Origin of the sequence: Wolbachia endosymbiont of Litomosoides sigmodontis (genome assembly GCF_013365435.1) — a bacterium.
Lineage (GTDB): Bacteria > Pseudomonadota > Alphaproteobacteria > Rickettsiales > Anaplasmataceae > Wolbachia.
The window spans coordinates 991905-1009382 of the sequence record NZ_CP046577.1 but is presented as its reverse complement, the minus strand read 5'-3'; the positions used below and the strand labels follow the sequence as shown (position 1 = coordinate 1009382).

Here is a 17478-nt window from a genome sequence, read left to right as displayed (position 1 = left end):
CTCTCTTGTTCTTAAGTATTACAACATTTATTCAAGAATATATTCATGCAATCAGTATTGACCACACATTTCGGTACAAATAAGCTAAAACTCTCTCCATTTTTAAGATTAATTACACTGTGGAGATAAAAATCGTGTCTACCTAATTTTACTTTAACTTGGCTCTAACGCCCTTTTTAAATACCTGTGTCCAATTTTCGAATATGTGCCAACTTCGATTCATCAAAGATGAATAACTCTTATTTATGGTGTTATCAATAATCTAATTAAGTTTTTTAAACTCTTCTTATCTACTTTATATTTTGTTCATTGCAAGTTGGTCTTGGCGTGTATATGAAAACCTCAGACTTGCTAGAATTCAAGCTAAATTTCCCCCTTGATTTTTATTCTCATTTCTTTAAGGGTAATATTATAGTTTTCTTGTATCCATACTTCAAATTGATTCTGATTAATCTAATTTTCTACGAAATTGGAGAGAGTGAAAAGTAAACAAATTTTCTTCTCTTTCGAATTTTAGTAATTTATCTATGCGGTTAGTGCTATTTTTAAAATGTAATATATTTTTGCTATAGCTGTTATAATGCGCTTTTTTGCTGCAATTACAGCATTTAGTTTTTTTGCAACATATGCGTTATCTAGTGAGAATTGATACTAGAATATAGGTTAAAGTAAAATTAGGTAGATGCAATTTTTATCTCCACAAGTGTAATCAATCCTAAAAATGAAGAGAGTTCTAGCTTGTTTGTACTGAAATGTGGTCAATACTGATTGCATGAATATATTCTTGAATAAATGTTGTAATACTTAAGAATAAAAGAGAAGCTTTCTTATTATGGATTATGTTAGTTGACATAGGTTAAAAAATTTAAAATACCTAAAAATATCGAGGTTGCATACCTATTACTAAACTTGCCTAAACTTAATCTTATTGAGAAATTTTAATTATATATAAAACAGAACTATGTTTGTAATAGGGTCTATAAATACAATTACTTTGCTTGAGAGCCTTTGTACAAATTCATTAACTCTCTATATTTTACTCAGAATAAAACAACTCTGCAATTTTACTTATTTGACCTATTAATCAATGAGCATCGGTATAAATATACGTATCTGATATAGATATTTTAGTACGATTGTTAGAAGTTTAAAGTTTGAAACAGCACTACTAAGGAAAAGATAAAGAAGAAGGGCAAATTAGAGAAAGCTTAAATGCGGAGAATAACTTAAGTGTAGGCAGTGGATTATTTTTTATAAATAGTGTTGAAATTAACCTTTTACTTTTCATTTTTTAGCAAAGCTGGCTTTATTGCATAGTACTAGTGATTTTATTAATAATTTCAACATGAACTTGATTGTTATCTTTAGCTTTAATTTCAGTTATAATACTGCATCTGTCAGGCTCCTTTATAGCTATCTCTTGAAATCCTTTTTGAACCTTATAGTAAAAACTAGTGTTCATTTTTTCATATTTGTTTTTATCTTTTGCTCTATTTAGCCCAATTTGAACATCAATGTCTAGGATAAATGTGACATTTGGGCGTTTAATTTTTACTAATTTGTGTAGGTCTTGTATTAGCTCTAGGTCAATACCAAGTCCGTATCCTTGATATGCAATAGTTGAATCGATAAATCGATCACAAATCACTATCTTTCCTTCTTTTAGAGCTGGTAATATTACTTTTTTAACATGCTCATATCTCATTGAGATGAGCAGCAAAAGTTCAGAGATAGGATCAATGCTGTTCTTAAGCAGTATTCCTCTTATCTTTTCTGCAAAGTTAGTGCCACCTGGTTCTCGAGTCAATATCACATTATTTTCACCGCGAATTTGCTTGAGATAATTTGCAAGCAATTCAGACTGTGTTGTCTTACCAGAGCCATCTATTCCTTCAAAAGTTATGAACATAAATTTTGATTATAATACTAGAAAATGATATGCATATAGTTATGTATAAGAACTATTTGACATTTGAGTAATAAGACTATAAGTTATAGGTTGTAATGCTCTCTAAGCTATGATTGCTTTAAATACTCCTAAGGTAGATTTTAATTTTACTGCAAAGGATTTTAATCTTCTTGGGGTGGATAACAAATACTATACATTAAGTGATTGTTATGGAAAAAATGGTTTTATTGTAATGTTTATATGCAATCACTGTCCTTACGTTCAGTCAATTATTACTAACCTAGTGAGTGATGTTAATTTGTTAAAAAGAGATTATCAAATAAATGTCATTGCAATAATGCCAAATGATGTAAATGAGTCCTCGGAGGATTCCTTTAAAAATATGATTGATTTTGCCAAGGAAAATAAGTTTACATTTCCGTATTTGCTTGACAGCAAACAGGAAGTAGCTAAAGAGTATGGTGCTGTTTGTACTCCTGATTTTTTTGGCTTTAATGCTAATTTAAATCTTTGCTATCGTGGACGTTTTAACAGTGCAAAAAAAGAAAAAATACAAAACTATGAAATAGGGAGTAGTGATTTATTTCAAGCTATGAAATTTATTGCAGAAACTGGTAATCCTCCTGTTGATCAAAAATCAAGTATTGGTTGCTCAATAAAATGGTCTAATTCTACAAGTTAAATATCATGCACAGCGGTTCTCAACATTTGTTTGATATTATAATTTTACTTTCCGCTGCTGTCTTTATAGTCATAGCGTTTTGGAAAATGAATATCAGTCCAGTGCTAGGTTACTTTGTTGCAGGTGCGTTGATTGGCTCTCATGGATTTAATCTAATACATTCAGCCAAAGCAATGGATAACTTTGCAGAATTTGGCGTGGTATTTCTGTTGTTCATTATAGGTCTTGAGTTGACATTTGAACGCCTTATTGCTATGCGCATTCATGTATTTGGGTTTGGTTCCCTTCAAGTTATAGTCACTATGGTAGCGATATGGTGCATTGCTCTTGCTTTTGGAGTGAATACAAATATGGCAGCAGTTATTGGTGGCGGACTTGCATTGTCTTCAACAGCAATAGTGTTACAGGTTTTGCAAGAAAAAGGTTCTCAAGCAAGTCAGGTTGGTAGGTTATCAATAGCAGTGCTATTAATGCAAGATTTCGCAGTGGTGCCGTTAATAGTATTAGTGCCTCTACTTACTGGTAACTCTGAGAACAGTCTGATAAGTTCATTAACAGGTTCATTGTTACAAGCAGCTATTGCATTAGTAATGATATTTATAACTGGTAGGTTGTTACTTAGACCTTTATTTTCGATTATTGCTAGAATGGAAAGTAATGAGGTCTTTATATCAACTACACTTTTAATAATATTAGGAGCAGCATTTATTACTGAGCAATTTCGTTTATCGATGGCATTAGGTGCATTTGTTGCTGGATTGTTAGTTGCGGAAACAGAACATAGACACTCAGTAGAACATGCGGTGTTGCCATTTAAGGATTTGCTACTCGGCTTATTTTTTATGACTGTTGGCATGTCTATCAACATAGATCTTTTACTCAATAAGTTGCCACTAATTACTTTATTGTCGATTATTTTGATAGTTTTAAAAACATCTATCATATATATATTGTGTAGATTTTTTGGGTTTAAGTGTGCTCCTGCTATACAAGCTGGGCTACTGCTTGCACAAGGAGGTGAGTTCGCATTTATTCTATTTCGTTTAGCAGATGAATTGAATGTGCTACCAAGTGAAATTGCTCAAGTGCTTATGATGGTGACCACAGTAACTATGGCTTTTACTCCTCTTTTATCTGGACTTGGAGATTGGATAGTAAGTTCATTTAGCACTGAAAAAGTAATGCTAGATGATGAAGCTGTTGAGACAGATACACAAGATCTTTATAACCATGTAATAGTTGCTGGATTTGGTAGAGTAGGATATATGGTAACAAAAATGCTTACTGCAGAGCATTTAAGTTATGTTGTTGTAGATATTCAATCAAAAATAGTTAAGGAAGGGAAAAGTGACAGCTTTCCTATATATCTTGGAGATGCTACGAGATATGAAATTTTAAAATCAGTAGGAATAGAAAGAGCCCAAGCTCTTGTGATCTCAATAAAGAACGAAGTTACTATAAAGAAGATTATTTCTCTGGTTGCAACAAATTTTCCACATGTAAATATTATAATACGTTTACCAGATCTAAGTAATGTAGAAGTATATAAAGCTCTTGGAGCTAGCAAAATCATTCCAGAGACATCCGAGATGGGTTTGCAATTAGGTGGAGCAGCGTTGAGCTTAAGTGGAATTAGCGAAAGTGGAGTTGCATTTTTAAAGAGTAAGTTTAGGAAAGGTAACTATAGTATGATAAAGGACATTAGCAATGATATGGATGAATAGCGTTTTTTAAACTCTCCTCTGTTATCTCAATTTGTAATTGGGTAAGCTCACCTATTTTAGGTGGCATTTGTTTTGTCTATAATAAGCTATACACATAATTAACCAAGTCAAAGAAAGCGTAAACCAAGTTATTGCATACTCCAGATGTTTCATTGGCTGTATAGCTAATTTCCCGCCAAAACCTTTCTGCCACAGAATACATTTTTCTAGCTTAATACCTAATTCATTGGATATTTCTTTTGTATTAAGGGTAACCCACGTATTCAAAGTAATATTATTCTTGATTAACCAACTTTTGCTTTTACTGCTATCGCAGTACAAAATACCATCAGCAGCTACTTTTACGACTTTTGCTTTTTCCTCTTTTTTTTCTCTGATTATCCCTTTATTCACTAGCATATAACGTCCAGTAGTGAGTAGCATGGGAGACAGTGTATAATAACCGCGCTGTCCTGCAAAAACATATAGTTCTATATCACTTAAAATTCCATCGATTTTAACATGCCTGTAATTAAATCGAGCAAGATCATTATTAGGCAATAAATGAACAGCTGGGAGGTTCATATTTTGGATAATATTACTCTTCCAGTTCAGCCTAAATAACTGCCACAACCCTAATAAAAAAAGAAGTAAGCAAGGTATAATTAAAATAAATATTGTTTTTTTTAACACTTTATATTTTTTTGCATTCTTAAATAATTCTCAACACTATAACCTCAATGAGGTTGTAATCTTGCTCTTTCAATTCAATAATTGTACTCTTCCTCATTTTCTAATAGCTCTCCTAATAAGTTGCGCTGACAAAATCCTTTTCTTTTTCAGGTATAGAAATTGCCTTATTGTAGTTTTTTATTTCTTCTAATTTCAAGTCTCTTTCTAAAATTTTCCGTATTATATCTTTTATGAATTTTTCCTTATACTTTAAGATCTCATTTGTATCTTGAAAGTTTGGGATACCTTTAAGCAGTAGAATTCTTTCTATTTGCTTATTTTCATGCTCAAGTTTCTCATTAAGTTTGTTTTTCATCTTTATCTTGCAAATTTATTGATTCCATTTTCTTTGATGGTTAAAGAACACAGAAGACATTGGTACGCAGAAGTCAATTTACCGATTAGTAATTTGTTCAAATGCTTTACCATCTCTTTATTGATAATCTTCCTATAGTTAATTTATCGATATTATCTATATAACAACGAGGATGATATCAATTCATTTGATGACTCCTTTTACAACAATCGTATTAAATAGCATGTCGTGATATGTTTGCTTTTTCTGAGAGAAGCAAGCAATCAAATACCAGAAGAAAGTGAGCAGCAACGTAATTACTCCCAGCACGATTAAGGCACTTACTAACGTGTTTTGCTCTTGGAAAAACTCGATGAGGATAGATATTATGTTGTTTAATAGATGAAGAAAAAATTGAGAGATGCTTCTATCAAATGCTAAACTCAAGCCTATTTTGGAACCGTCTAGGCTTATGGTATGTATGTTCATTAACTGCTGACCTGGGGTTGCCTGAGCTGCTGAAGATATAAAATATGTGAAGTAACTACAATTTACACACATATATGATAGATCTAAAATTAATGGAAAATTCTTCAACAACAGTATAATTAATAAATTTGGAATTAATAAGATTGCTATATCTATTAAATACGCGCAAAGGCGCCTTTTTATACTGGTAATCTCTGTTACAGTGTTCATTGTCTATCTTTCAAATACTTTATTATGAAATCTGTAAGTCTGTTAAAATGTTGAAAACATAACAAATCTTCGTAGCCACTTATTGGTTGGCCGTATATAATAGGTAAGCAACTGGCATTTTGTGCACACAGAATATCCGTGATGCTGTCTCCAACAAAAAACACGTTTCCTCTATCTATAGGCAATGCGCTCTCTTCCAGTGCAAACAATAATGGGGTTGCAGATGGTTTATCTTCTGCAGTATCGCATGAACCAACCACTTTTTCAAAGTAAGAATCTAGTTTGAAATAGGTAACTTCTTCACGTAAATTAGTATTTTTTTTGTTACTTACTATTGCTAGATAAATATTGTGGCTTTTTAATGTCTGCAACATTTTCTCTACTCCTTGGTTTAGAGTAATGTTTTGCAACAGTGCGTTATCTAGGTATTGTTGGTATATCTGATTTGCTTTTTTCCATTGATTGCCAAATAAATTGACCATATAGCTTTTTCTTGACTCATAATAATTTTTTCTATCAGCAGCTTTATTACTATGTCCCATTGAGTCTAAAGTATGCTGGATGGCATTAAAAATATTGTCTCGGGTATCAACTAAGGTATTATCCCAATCGAATACCACTGCTAATGGGCTATTCTTCATTTCTACATTGTTACGTGTTTCAACTTAGTAAGTAAATAACATTTTAATGGAAGAGATGTAAATATGATGCTCTTGGTGATTGAAAGAGGCACTCCTTATTGCAAATTGTGTTAATTGTTTTATATAATGGGTTATTATACTAGTTTTTATATGTTTTATTATTAAGTAGGTGTATAATTAAGCTCAAAAACTCATCTTAAAGAGGTATCGAAAGAAAATTTAAAGATATTTTTTGAGCGTTTTTCAGGTCCTTTTTCAAAAGGAGCTTCATTAAAGGATAAAGTACAGACCATTACTAAATTGAATAAGAAGCTTGAAAATTGAAAGAGCTCGCACTGAAAAAGTACATCAAAATTTTGAGAAAATTGCTGAGCTTAACCACTAATATAGTTGTAGGACGAGAAGTGATAAAAATTCTAAGAAGCTCTGAAAAAGCCTATGGTAGAAGGTAAAAATTTTGAGTAAAGTGAACAAAAAGAGACTTCTATATAAACAGATACAACAATTATCGGTAAATAGAGGTGGATTTTTCAAACTTTACAAAAGCCTAAATCATAAAGCTATTGTGCCAATTCTCATTGTTAATGCGTTAAATAAGTGACACAATAGAGTTGTTTAATTGCGGAGTGAATAAAGAGAGTTGATAAATTTGCGCGAAGCGCTCTCAAACAAAGTAATTATATTATAGACTTTATTACGCAAAATGTTCTATTTTATATATAACTAAAATCTCTCAATAAGATTGAGCTATGGTAAGTCTGGTGATAGGTATATAATCTCGATATTTTTGGTACCTTTAAATTTTCTGACTTATGCCCACTAGCACCACCATGACAAGGAAGGCTTCTCTTGTCTTAAATATTGTGACATTTGTTCAAGAGATATATTCATACAATTAGTGTTGACAGTCCGGTAAGAATAAGCTGGTACTCTCTTCCATTTCTAGGATTTAATTGCACTTTAGGGATAAAAATTTTGTCTACATAATTTTACTTTAATCTGTGCTCTAATGTCCTTTTTTAATCACCAGTGTCCAACTTTCGAATGTGTGCAAACCACGATTCATCAAAGATGAATAACTCTTATTCAAGATATTTACAAAATAATCTCTCATTAAGTTTTTTTTAACTCTCCATATCTACCTTTATCTTATTCATTGTGAATTGGTCTTGGCGTAGTATACAAAAACTTCATTTTTTATATATTGTGGTATAATGTTAAGATTTTCTTGTATCCATACTTCAAATTAATCCTGATTCAATCTAATTTTCTACGACGTTGAAGATGGGGATAAATAAATTTTCTTCTCTTTTTTTTAAGTTTTAGGTGCTTTATCCATGTAATTAGTGCTGTTTTTGGAGTGTAACATATTTTTGCTATGGCTATTATACTGTGCTTTTTTGCTGCAATTATAGTATTTAGTTTTTTTGCGATATATGGTGTTATTTGTACTTTTTTAGCATTTCTTTTGCTGGTTCTACGACTTTTTCATCTAATAATTTCAATGTCATTTAAACTTTGCTATTTTGCTTGCTTCAGTAAGACTTCTTTTCTATTATTGTCTATCCATTCTTGTACAGTGTAAATTGGTATTATTTATACTAAATGTTAACACTGGTTGTATGAATATATTTCTTGAACAGATGTTACAATATTTAAGACTATGAGAAACTTTTTTTATCATAGGTTGTACTAGTTGGAATAAGTCAAAAAATTTAAAGGTATCTAAAAAAATATTGAGATTATGTACCTGCCATCATACTCACACCTGAACTTAATCCTATTAGAGACTTTGATTATATATAAAACAGAGCGTTTCGTATGATAAAATCTGTAATACAATTGCTTTGCTTGAGAACACTTTGCGCAAATTTATTAACTTTATTTTTCACTCTGCAATTAGATGCTTCTGCAAGTCATTTATTTGGCTTATTTAACAGTAAGAATTGGTATTAGATAGTATTATTTTACTCTCTAATCTTGTAAATTAGTGTACTATACGGACCTTGAACACTTTATAAGTGCATTTCAGCTTATATAGATAAAGACCGGAGAAATGTTATGAAAGTATAAAGTGTACATGGTGCAAAAAATTAAATGTAAGGTACAAATCACATAATGGTTTCGTTGCTTAATCTATATAAATTGAAGATGATTGAATACCCAATTATCATTGACAAGAAAATTGTCAGGGTTTATCAAGTGATTTTTTGCAGCTCTTATAGCTTAGAGCGACTATTAATAAATAGGGAAATCATCGCAAATCTCTTTAACTTTATTTTTTACTATTTCCTCAATATCTGTGCTGTTTCCGTTAATCAACCCATGAATCACTTCATTTATTAGGTTAGCTATTTCTTTAAAATGCTCTGCTCTAAGTCCGCGTGTTGTCTCAGCAGCAGTACCAAAACGCAGCCCTGAAGTAATAGTGGGTTTTTCCGTGTCAAATGGTATAGAATTCTTATTGCAGGTAATACCAGCCCTTTCAAGGCTATCTACAGTGCCTTTTCCAGTCAATTTTTGTGATCTTAAGTCAACTAGTACTATATGGGAGTCAGTGCCACCAGTTATAACGCTCAGTCCATGCTTTTGCAATTCTTGAGCTAGCACTTTTGCATTTTCCACAACTCTTTTGATATATGCTTTAAACTCTGGTGCCAATGCCTCTTTAAATGCAACGGCTTTTGCAGCTATCACGTGCATAAGAGGTCCACCTTGCAATCCTGGAAAAACTGTAGATTGAACTTTTTTGTGTAGTACTTCATCATTTGTCATTACCACTCCACCGCGAGGACCACGTAGAGTTTTATGAGTCGTGGAAGTTATAATATGCGCATACTCAGCAGGTGAAGGGTATTCACCTGCTGCAATAAGTCCGGCATAGTGAGCAATATCTGCAAGTAAATATGCACCAACTTTATCTGCAATCTCGCGAAAACGCTTGAAATCTATTTTTTTTGGGTAAGCAGAAGCACCAGCTATAATCAATTTTGGCTTATGTTCAAGTGCTAGCCTTTCCACTTCGTCCATGTTGAGCAGATAAGTGCCTTGATCAACTGTGTATTGAATCGATTTAAACCACTTGCCAGAAAGGCTTGGTGCTGCGCCATGAGTTAAATGTCCTCCGCAACTTAGTGATAACCCAAGTATTGTATCTCCTGGAGTAAGTAGTGAAGCAAATATCGCTTGATTTGCTTGAGAACCAGAGTGAAGTTGAACATTTGCAAATCTAATATCAAATAGCTTACAGAGTCTTTCTATAGCTAAATTTTCAACTTCATCTACATATTCACAACCACAGTAATACCTTTTGCCTGGATAGCCCTCTGCATATTTATTAGTCAGAAAAGAACCTTGTGCTTCCATTACTGCTTTACTTACAAAATTTTCTGATGCAATCAGTTGCAATTGTGATCTTTGACGCTGCAACTCTTTCTTTATAGATTGATAAATCTCATCATCGAAAAATTTTAAATTTCTTTTAGAATTACAGATTCTCTCTGAAACACTTGTCATAGGTAAGACTCCACTTTAATTTAATAATACTAAAATATCACGAGTAGCTTTAAAACCTTTTCTTTAACCAAACGAATCCAAAAACAGCCAAAAGTAAACATATAGGAATAATTGAGATTGCCTTTATTAGCAGCTCAATACCATATATAGGATTTCCTTGTATTACCGTTCTATCCCAGTATAAATCTACTATTTTTGCGATTCCAGTGTGAAAAAAATAACCAAAAACCATAACTATCATGTTCGACATAGCTGTAGCTATGCCTACCAAGCTATTGTTTACATAACTTATTGCTTTACAAATAATAAATGCCTGGTATCCAGATGCAAAGCCGACAATAAGAAGTGTAGGGAATACGGCATATAAACCTCCAATCTGTGTGAAAAGCAAGAGAAAACTGGCGATCATTGTAAGAGAACACACAATAATTGCTTCGTAGTACCTATTTGGATACTTCTCTAGAAAGTAAGCTAAAAATAATGACCCAGCTCCCGTGCCTATAAACATGAGAGAAGAAAGTGAAGAAGCTAAGTCTCCGGTTATTTGATATACTTCACATAAGAATGCCTTTGCCCACCCATCAGCAAAACCCTCTAACGGGCCAACCATTAAGCCACCAAAAAAGCTGATCAGCATGATATTTTTGTTAAAAAGCACAGTTTTTAAATCTTGAAATACATTATTACTTACATTTTTCTCTGTACTATTGTTTGGCGTTATAAAGAATAGCAGCAAGGCAAGTAAGCAACCAAACGCTGAGAAAGCATATATAACATAATCCCAACCAAACTTGCTAAATAAGAAATCCAGGGGTAATCCGCCATAAATAGCTCCAAGTAATCCTATTATTATAGATAAACTGACCATTCTTGCTGATTTTTCCTGCGAAAAATACATGCTCGCAATTTTAAAGATTCCAATCGCTGAAGCAGATGATCCTACTCCAACAATTACCCTACCGAGCATTGAGTAATACCACTCATCAAAACATATGAGCGGCAATGTTCCAACAGACGTTAAAACAATACATGTAGGCAAGACAAATTTTGGCCCAAACTTGTCAAGGGCAAGACCGACAGGTATATGAGTAAATGTGTAGCCTATATAGTATAGGCCTCCAAATTGACCAACATCCGTAATGCTTATGTTAAACTTCGTTATTAATTCAGGTGCAATTATGTTTGGAATTACACGTAATACATATTGGTATGCGTAGAACAGCGATGTTAACAACCATATTGAGAAATTTCTCTGTAGCATCAACCTCACCTCAAACTTAAAATTATAGGTAATTTATTTATAAAAAACAATATCTTTATAAATTCTTGATTTACTTTACTAAAGTTTAATAAGTTAACTTTATAGTAAGTAAGTAATTATGCATCAACTAAATTTTTGTGTGTTAGCTGCTTAAGAAAAAGGTCTTTTATTAAAGAGATTTTTTTTATTTTATACTAGTTCTCATTGTTAATACATCAAATAAGTGATATTACATAATTGTTTAATTGCGGAGTGAAAAAGAGAAGTGATAAATTTATATAAAGTGCTCTCAAGCAAAACAATTATATTAAAGTAGTGATATTATAGACTTTATTACGCAAAATATTCTATTTTATATACAACTAAAGTTTCTCAATAGGATTGAGCTCTGGTAATCTGGAATAAGTATATAGTCTCGATATTTTTGGTACCTTTAAATTTTTTGACTTATGCTCACTACATCATCCATGATAAGAAAGGCTTCTCTTGTTCTTAAATATTGCGACATTTATTCAAGAAATATATTAATATAATCAGTATTGATAGTCCGGTAAAAATAAGCTGTAACTCTCTCCATTTCTAAGATTAACTGCCCTGTAAGGATAAAAATTTTATTTGCCTAATTTTACTTTAATCCATGCTCTAACGCCATTTTTAAACTAACCCGTATTTAGCTTTTGAATGTGTGCAAAATCACGATTTATCAAAGATGAATAACTCTTGTTCATTGTGAATTGGTCTTGGCGTAATATACGAAAACTTCATTTTTTGTATATTGTGATTTATTGTAGTCTTGCTGACATTCAAGCTAAGTTTTTTTTGATTCTTATTTCTCATTTTTTTAATAGTAATATTAAGATTTTCTTGCATCCATGCTTCAAATTAATCTTGATTAAATAGCATTTCTTTTGCTGATTCCACGACTTTTTTTATCTAATAATTTCAATGTTATTTAAATTTTGCTATTTTACTTGCTTCAGCATGACTCTTTTTCATTATTGTCTGTCCATTTTTCTATGATCTCATTAATATGAGAAGTAATGGAGAATGTGCTAAAATCTGTTGAGCATAAGGCAATAAGTAATGTTATAAATAGTAATAAAAGCCCATTAAATAATTCTGGTTGACTATTTTTAATCAGTATCTACAAATGAAAAAATTATAATAGCTTCTCCTGTGGTGGTAATTGGGAGTGATGTTTTCTTCACTTATTGTGCTTACTACATTAATAGGCTTGTAATTATTGGAGTGTGTTATGCAAAAATAAGAAAAGCTGGTGAAGAAATAAAGGAATGGGTGATTGAAGTAGGGAAAACAGTGAAAAATTCACTTAAAGACTTTATCGATTAATTACCTATGGTTTAACCAAGAGAGAATAATTTCGGTAGGTTATATAGGAAGTTACTTAAATCTATTATGGATGCTGGTGAGTCAGAGAAAGGAGGGTGCAGTAAAGAATGCTCGTAATTAGATAAAGTAATAGAAATACTTCAAAACAAGAGACAACGGCTGATTATAAAAGAATTAATAAAAAGTAGAATCATTGATTTTTAAAAGAATGCCTATAGTAGTACTTAAGGAGCTTATAAAGAAGTTTTTGCTTGTAGTTATGGTTATTGATAACAACATGGAAGAGGTAAAAGAAAAAGTTGATGGGGAAGTTAAAACTGAGCCACTATTGTTACAATAGAGAGTCCAAGTTCTGAGTGAGTATAGAAGGAGAATTCAAGCTTAATGGCTTTTTACATGCTTATTAGCACCAAAAAAAGCTGCTCTACTTTCTGCTTAGTATATCTATTAAATCAGATTCTTTAAATTTGCTGTGGTCAACTTTACTAAACTTATTAACCATTGCGCTCATTTGAGCGTATTGTTTAATTAAAAGATTAACATCCTGTACTCTTGTACCAGAGCCCTTTGCGATTCTAAGCCTTCTCTTGCTATTTAAAACAGCTGGATTTTGCCTTTCTTTTTCAGTCATCGAATTTATGATAGCTATATATTTTTTCACTTTGCTATCATCTGGTACTCCACTGCTTAGCTTTTTTGTAAATGAGCTTGGAATGAATTTCATTATATTAGTGATGCCATCCATTTTTTTTAGGGTTTTTAACATTTTTACCAAGTCATTTAAGTCAAATTTGCCTTTTTTTACTTTCTTTTGTAATTTGTCAATTTCTTCCTGACCAACGATCTCGGCAGCTCTTTCAACCAATGAGATAACATCGCCCATATCAAGTATCCTTTTTGCAATTCTATCAGGGTAGAAATCATCAAGGTCGCTTAGCTTCTCACCGCAAGCAATGAACTTAATTGGGCAGTTAGTTACCATTTTCATAGAAAGGGCAGTACCGCCACGTGCGTCGCCATCAACACGAGTGAGAATAATACCGGTTATACCTATTATTTCATTGAATGATTTGGCTATATTTACTGCGTCCTGACCAATCATCGCATCTGCTACTAAAATAACTTCTATAGGTGAAGCTATTTTCTTCACAGCTTTTAATTCATTCATCATATTGTTATCTATGTGAAGTCTACCCGCAGTATCTAGTATCAATACATCATAATTATCATTTTTTGCTGCCGCTAGTGCCTTTTTTGTAATTGTAATAGGCTTCTCATCTGTTGCTGTAGATAAAGTTTGCACATCTATTTGTTTTCCAAGTACTTCAAGTTGTTTTTGAGCAGCAGGCCTGTAAATGTCTAAAGAGGCAAGCATCACTTTTTTCTTTTGTTTTTTTAGCTTTAAAGCAAGCTTTCCTGAGGTAGTTGTTTTACCTGCACCTTGCAAGCCCACCATCATAATTACAGCAGGGGGTTTGGCTGCAAGATTTAGATCACTTTTTTCTGATCCAAGAATTGCAATTAAATTATCCTGCACAACTTTAATTATCATTTGTGCTGGAGAAACACTTTTTATGACTTTTTCTCCTATTACTTTATCTTTAATGTCTTTAATAAATTTTTTTGCGACTTCAAGGGAAACATCAGCTTCAATTAAAGCTATGCGTATTTCACGTATAACAAGGTTGAAGTCATCTTCAGAAATGATAGACTTTCCCTTGAGCTTATTAAATGCAGAATTTAAACTTTCAGTTAACGATTTAAACATAACAGCACTAATAAAATACTTATCAAAAAAAGAGAAGAAGTTGAAACAAAACTTACTGAATTATAATTTAGTGCTTCTTTAAGTTTAGTAGTATTATTAAAGTATAAATTAGTAAGTGAATTGGTCAAGTTTTGCAATGCAACAGCAGATATTTTTCTTATTTTGAAAATTAATTTATTGAATAATGAAATAACATAGGGTATGAGAGCTCTGAAGATCCAATCGGTATCCATTTTAAAATTTATTCTTGGTAAAAATAACTTGCGTAAAGGAATAAATAGCAAAGTAGTACATAGTAGTAAATTGAATTGCAACCAGATGTTTTTTATGTTGTATGCAAAATTAAAAATTGATGACCTATTGTAAATAGGTAAGTAAGGATTGCCAACAATCACACATATAAATGTTAAGACAACCATGGATGCTTCTCCCCCTTTGTCTGCTAAAATTTTTGATCTGCTTTTGGCGATAAACATATAATAAAGAAACTTAATTCCCACACTTAAATAAAGTAATAAATTCAAAATCTTGTGTAAGTTTTTATACAATTCTAAATCAGCACCATTCGTTTTAATTTCGGCTGTAATGTATGATTTGCTGATAAATCCAGCAGTTCCTGGAAATGCGGCCATTGTAAGTATGGCAATCAGAGTATACATTCCTTCCGCTGACATGAATTTACCTGCTCTATTAAAATCCACTGCTTTTGTCCGTAAAATAATCGAATGGGCAACAGCAATAAACAATAATTGATAAGCGATGGAGAAAATTATGTTAAGCACAAGTAGTGATACAGCATTTTCTGAGTGGCTAAGTAAACTCCCTTCCATAATTAGCATGCCCATTTGTCCTACGACGTTATAGGCTAAGAATCTACGAATGTTTTGTTCAAGGGAAGTAAATATAATAGCATAAATTGCAGTGATAGTGCCTAAGAATGCTAATATTTTAGCATGATCTTGCCAAAGGTTGTAGGTATGAAGAAGTGCTACTAAAAAGGAAATCTTAGTAGTAAATAGGGAAAGGTATGATGCACCGTGCAATGACGCAGCAGGGTATGCATCAACAACCCAGAATGAAAAAGGAAAACAGGCACAATTTATTAATAGGCCCATGATTATTAGATTGGGATTTTGGATTGCTAGTCCTGCTGTTAGTATAATGCCGACAAAAAAGTGTACACAAGCGTATCTCATTGCAGGTCCGTTATCTTTGCAACTTGCTGCGATAATAAAAGATGCACTGATGGCCATTAATTCACAGAATATTATAACCGATATTATTTGCTTAGATAACATTGCACACAGTGAACTAATAGTATAAGCAAAAAAGGATAGCACTTCTGAAAAGCTAAAATTTTTTGCTGGTAAGACAATTAGAAATGCGGCTGATAAAAAAGATATTGGTATGATGCGGAAAGATAGGTCAAAATTTAAGGCTGGGTAAGACCAATTTACTATGACTTCAGGTAGTTTTAGAACTATAATCATTAATATAGTTAGCAGAAGTAACAGTGAAGATTTGTAGAGTTGCACAGTAATTTAAATTAATGTAGCCTATAATACCTTAATGTGTAAATAAAATCAATTCTCTTGTAATTGCTCTTAACTACTAATTAAACTAATTATTATATAGTTATATCATGGTCATGAGGTTATAGGGAATCGGTCAGGTTAGGTTTTTAATCTAATCTGACCGATAGCTTTAATAGTGAGGTAAGCTTTAATATAACATCCTCGGTTTATAGCGCTACACTCGTACATAATTTATTTTAAATTTGTGCACGAGTGTTAGTGGATTATTTACGTTTTAAAGTAGGATTTGCACTAATTTTTATGGCTAGCATAAGATACTTGCTATATTTTCTGTATTACTTATATTACAATAGTTATTGTATGGTGAAGTTATTAGTAATATATATTTAACTTAATAGATACAGATAAAGAATACTGATAACAATTCTCATTGTTAGTGAGTCAAATAAGTGACATTGTAAAATTGTTTAATTGCAAAGTTAAAAAAAGGTAATAAATTTGTATAAAGCACTCTCAAACAAAGTAATTCTATTATAGACTTTATTACACAAAATGCTCTGTTTTATATATAACTAAAGTCTCTCAATATGGTTGAATTCTGGTGAATATGGCAGTAGGTATATAATCTTAATATTTTTAGGTATTTTTAAATTTTTGACTTGCGCTAACTAAAATAATACATGACAAGAAAGGCTTTTCATATTCTTAAATATTGCAACATTTGTTCAGGAAATACATTCATATAATTAGTGTTGACATTCGTGATGCAAGTGAGCTAGAACTCTCTCCATTTCTAGAATTAACTGCACTGTAGAGATAAAAATTTTGTCTACTTAATTTTACTTTAATCTATGCTTTAATGCCTTTTTAAAATCACCTGTGTCTTTTGACTTTCGAATGTGTACCAAACCGAGATTCATCAAAGATAAATAATTCTTGTTCATGATATTTATCAAAATCTTATTAAGTTTTTTAACTCTTCCTGTCTGCTTTTTATTTTGTTCATTATGAATTGATTCTAGTGTAATATGTGAAAACTTCATTTTTGCATATTACGGTGTGCTGTAGATTTCCTAACATTCAAGGCAAATTTTGCCTAGATTCTTATTCTCATTTCTTTAAATGATAATGTTAAAGTTTTCTTATATCTAATGCTTCAGCTTATTCAAATTGACTCTAGCTCAATCTAATTCTTTTATAAAGTTGAGGAAGAGTAAACAATTTTCTTATCTTCCAAATTTTAGGTACGTTATCCATGCAGTTAGTGTTGTTCTTGAAATGTAATATATTTTTGCAGTGCTATTATACTGTGCTTTTTTGCTGCAATTACGGCATTTAGTTTTTTACAATATGTGCGTTATTTTGCACTTTCTTCAGCATTTCTTTT

At 31.8% G+C, this 17478-nt stretch carries 13 protein-coding genes and 1 pseudogene; 4 read left to right on the top strand and 10 right to left on the bottom strand.

From position 1 onward, the window contains the following. Positions 1 to 1306: 1306 nt before the first annotated feature. Positions 1307 to 1909, bottom strand: a complete 603-nt coding sequence (tmk, locus tag GOY07_RS04015; RefSeq protein WP_175838422.1) for a dTMP kinase — start codon at positions 1907 to 1909, stop codon at positions 1307 to 1309. A 109-nt stretch (positions 1910 to 2018) separates the two neighbouring features. Here tmk and GOY07_RS04010 point away from each other — a divergent pair, with 109 nt between their 5' ends. Both GOY07_RS04010 and GOY07_RS04005 read left to right on the top strand, forming a co-directional pair. Next, positions 2019 to 2591, top strand: a complete 573-nt coding sequence (locus GOY07_RS04010; protein ID WP_175838421.1) for a thioredoxin family protein — start codon at positions 2019 to 2021, stop codon at positions 2589 to 2591. 5 nt (positions 2592 to 2596) lie between these two features. Next, the gene (locus GOY07_RS04005) at positions 2597 to 4315 is read left to right on the top strand and encodes a cation:proton antiporter domain-containing protein (protein ID WP_175838419.1); all 1719 of its coding nucleotides are present in this window, start codon (positions 2597 to 2599) and stop codon (positions 4313 to 4315) included. A 51-nt stretch (positions 4316 to 4366) separates the two neighbouring features. Here GOY07_RS04005 and GOY07_RS04000 read toward each other — a convergent pair whose 3' ends face one another. The 7 genes and pseudogenes from GOY07_RS04000 to GOY07_RS03975 form a co-directional block, all read right to left on the bottom strand. Further along, positions 4367 to 4987, bottom strand: a complete 621-nt coding sequence (locus tag GOY07_RS04000) for an SURF1 family protein (protein WP_175838417.1) — start codon at positions 4985 to 4987, stop codon at positions 4367 to 4369. A 112-nt stretch (positions 4988 to 5099) separates the two neighbouring features. Next, the gene (locus tag GOY07_RS04470; RefSeq protein WP_246224402.1) at positions 5100 to 5342 is read right to left on the bottom strand and encodes a ferritin-like domain-containing protein; all 243 of its coding nucleotides are present in this window, start codon (positions 5340 to 5342) and stop codon (positions 5100 to 5102) included. A 183-nt stretch (positions 5343 to 5525) separates the two neighbouring features. Beyond that, positions 5526 to 6020, bottom strand: a complete 495-nt coding sequence (locus GOY07_RS03990; RefSeq protein WP_175838416.1) for an RDD family protein — start codon at positions 6018 to 6020, stop codon at positions 5526 to 5528. Then, positions 6017 to 6661, bottom strand: a complete 645-nt coding sequence (locus GOY07_RS03985) for an HAD family hydrolase (protein ID WP_175838414.1) — start codon at positions 6659 to 6661, stop codon at positions 6017 to 6019. The genes GOY07_RS03990 and GOY07_RS03985 overlap by 4 nt, the downstream gene beginning before the upstream one ends. Before the next feature lie 615 nt (positions 6662 to 7276). Further along, positions 7277 to 8172, bottom strand: a pseudogene (locus GOY07_RS04750) (transposase). A gap of 727 nt (positions 8173 to 8899) precedes the next feature. Next, positions 8900 to 10177 (bottom strand): serine hydroxymethyltransferase, encoded by a 1278-nt coding sequence (gene glyA / locus GOY07_RS03980; protein ID WP_175838412.1) that lies wholly within the window; start codon positions 10175 to 10177, stop codon positions 8900 to 8902. 49 nt (positions 10178 to 10226) lie between these two features. Beyond that, positions 10227 to 11438, bottom strand: a complete 1212-nt coding sequence (locus GOY07_RS03975; RefSeq protein ID WP_175838411.1) for an MFS transporter — start codon at positions 11436 to 11438, stop codon at positions 10227 to 10229. Between the two features lie 1179 nt (positions 11439 to 12617). On the opposite strand from GOY07_RS03975, the gene GOY07_RS03970 reads away from it, so the two are divergent. Together GOY07_RS03970 and GOY07_RS04550 are read left to right on the top strand one after the other, a co-directional pair. Then, complete coding sequence (locus GOY07_RS03970) at positions 12618 to 12788, top strand: hypothetical protein (protein ID WP_218938968.1); 171 nt, start codon at positions 12618 to 12620, stop codon at positions 12786 to 12788. A gap of 208 nt (positions 12789 to 12996) precedes the next feature. Beyond that, complete coding sequence (locus GOY07_RS04550; RefSeq protein ID WP_256359452.1) at positions 12997 to 13128, top strand: hypothetical protein; 132 nt, start codon at positions 12997 to 12999, stop codon at positions 13126 to 13128. A gap of 84 nt (positions 13129 to 13212) precedes the next feature. Here GOY07_RS04550 and ffh read toward each other — a convergent pair whose 3' ends face one another. Next, positions 13213 to 14556, bottom strand: coding sequence for a signal recognition particle protein (gene ffh, locus GOY07_RS03965; protein ID WP_175838407.1), 1344 nt, complete (start codon positions 14554 to 14556; stop codon positions 13213 to 13215). Next, a complete protein-coding gene (locus GOY07_RS03960) occupies positions 14541 to 16091 on the bottom strand; it encodes a proton-conducting transporter transmembrane domain-containing protein (RefSeq protein ID WP_175838406.1) in 1551 nt (516 codons plus the stop codon). The genes ffh and GOY07_RS03960 overlap by 16 nt, the downstream gene beginning before the upstream one ends. Positions 16092 to 17478: the final 1387 nt, after the last annotated feature.

Excerpts from the sequence above, each read along its gene's own strand:
- ffh (WP_175838407.1), bottom strand. The coding sequence starts at position 14,556 with ATGTTTAAATCGTTAACTGAAAGTTTAAATTCTGCATTTAATAAGCTC.
- GOY07_RS04470 (WP_246224402.1), bottom strand. The coding sequence starts at position 5,342 with ATGAAAAACAAACTTAATGAGAAACTTGAGCATGAAAATAAGCAAATA.
- GOY07_RS03975 (WP_175838411.1), bottom strand. The coding sequence starts at position 11,438 with ATGCTACAGAGAAATTTCTCAATATGGTTGTTAACATCGCTGTTCTAC.
- GOY07_RS03990 (WP_175838416.1), bottom strand. The coding sequence starts at position 6,020 with ATGAACACTGTAACAGAGATTACCAGTATAAAAAGGCGCCTTTGCGCG.
- GOY07_RS04010 (WP_175838421.1), top strand. The coding sequence starts at position 2,019 with ATGATTGCTTTAAATACTCCTAAGGTAGATTTTAATTTTACTGCAAAG.
- tmk (WP_175838422.1), bottom strand. The coding sequence starts at position 1,909 with ATGTTCATAACTTTTGAAGGAATAGATGGCTCTGGTAAGACAACACAG.
- glyA (WP_175838412.1), bottom strand. The coding sequence starts at position 10,177 with ATGACAAGTGTTTCAGAGAGAATCTGTAATTCTAAAAGAAATTTAAAA.
- GOY07_RS04550 (WP_256359452.1), top strand. The coding sequence starts at position 12,997 with ATGCCTATAGTAGTACTTAAGGAGCTTATAAAGAAGTTTTTGCTTGTA.
- GOY07_RS04005 (WP_175838419.1), top strand. The coding sequence starts at position 2,597 with ATGCACAGCGGTTCTCAACATTTGTTTGATATTATAATTTTACTTTCC.
- GOY07_RS03985 (WP_175838414.1), bottom strand. The coding sequence starts at position 6,661 with ATGAAGAATAGCCCATTAGCAGTGGTATTCGATTGGGATAATACCTTA.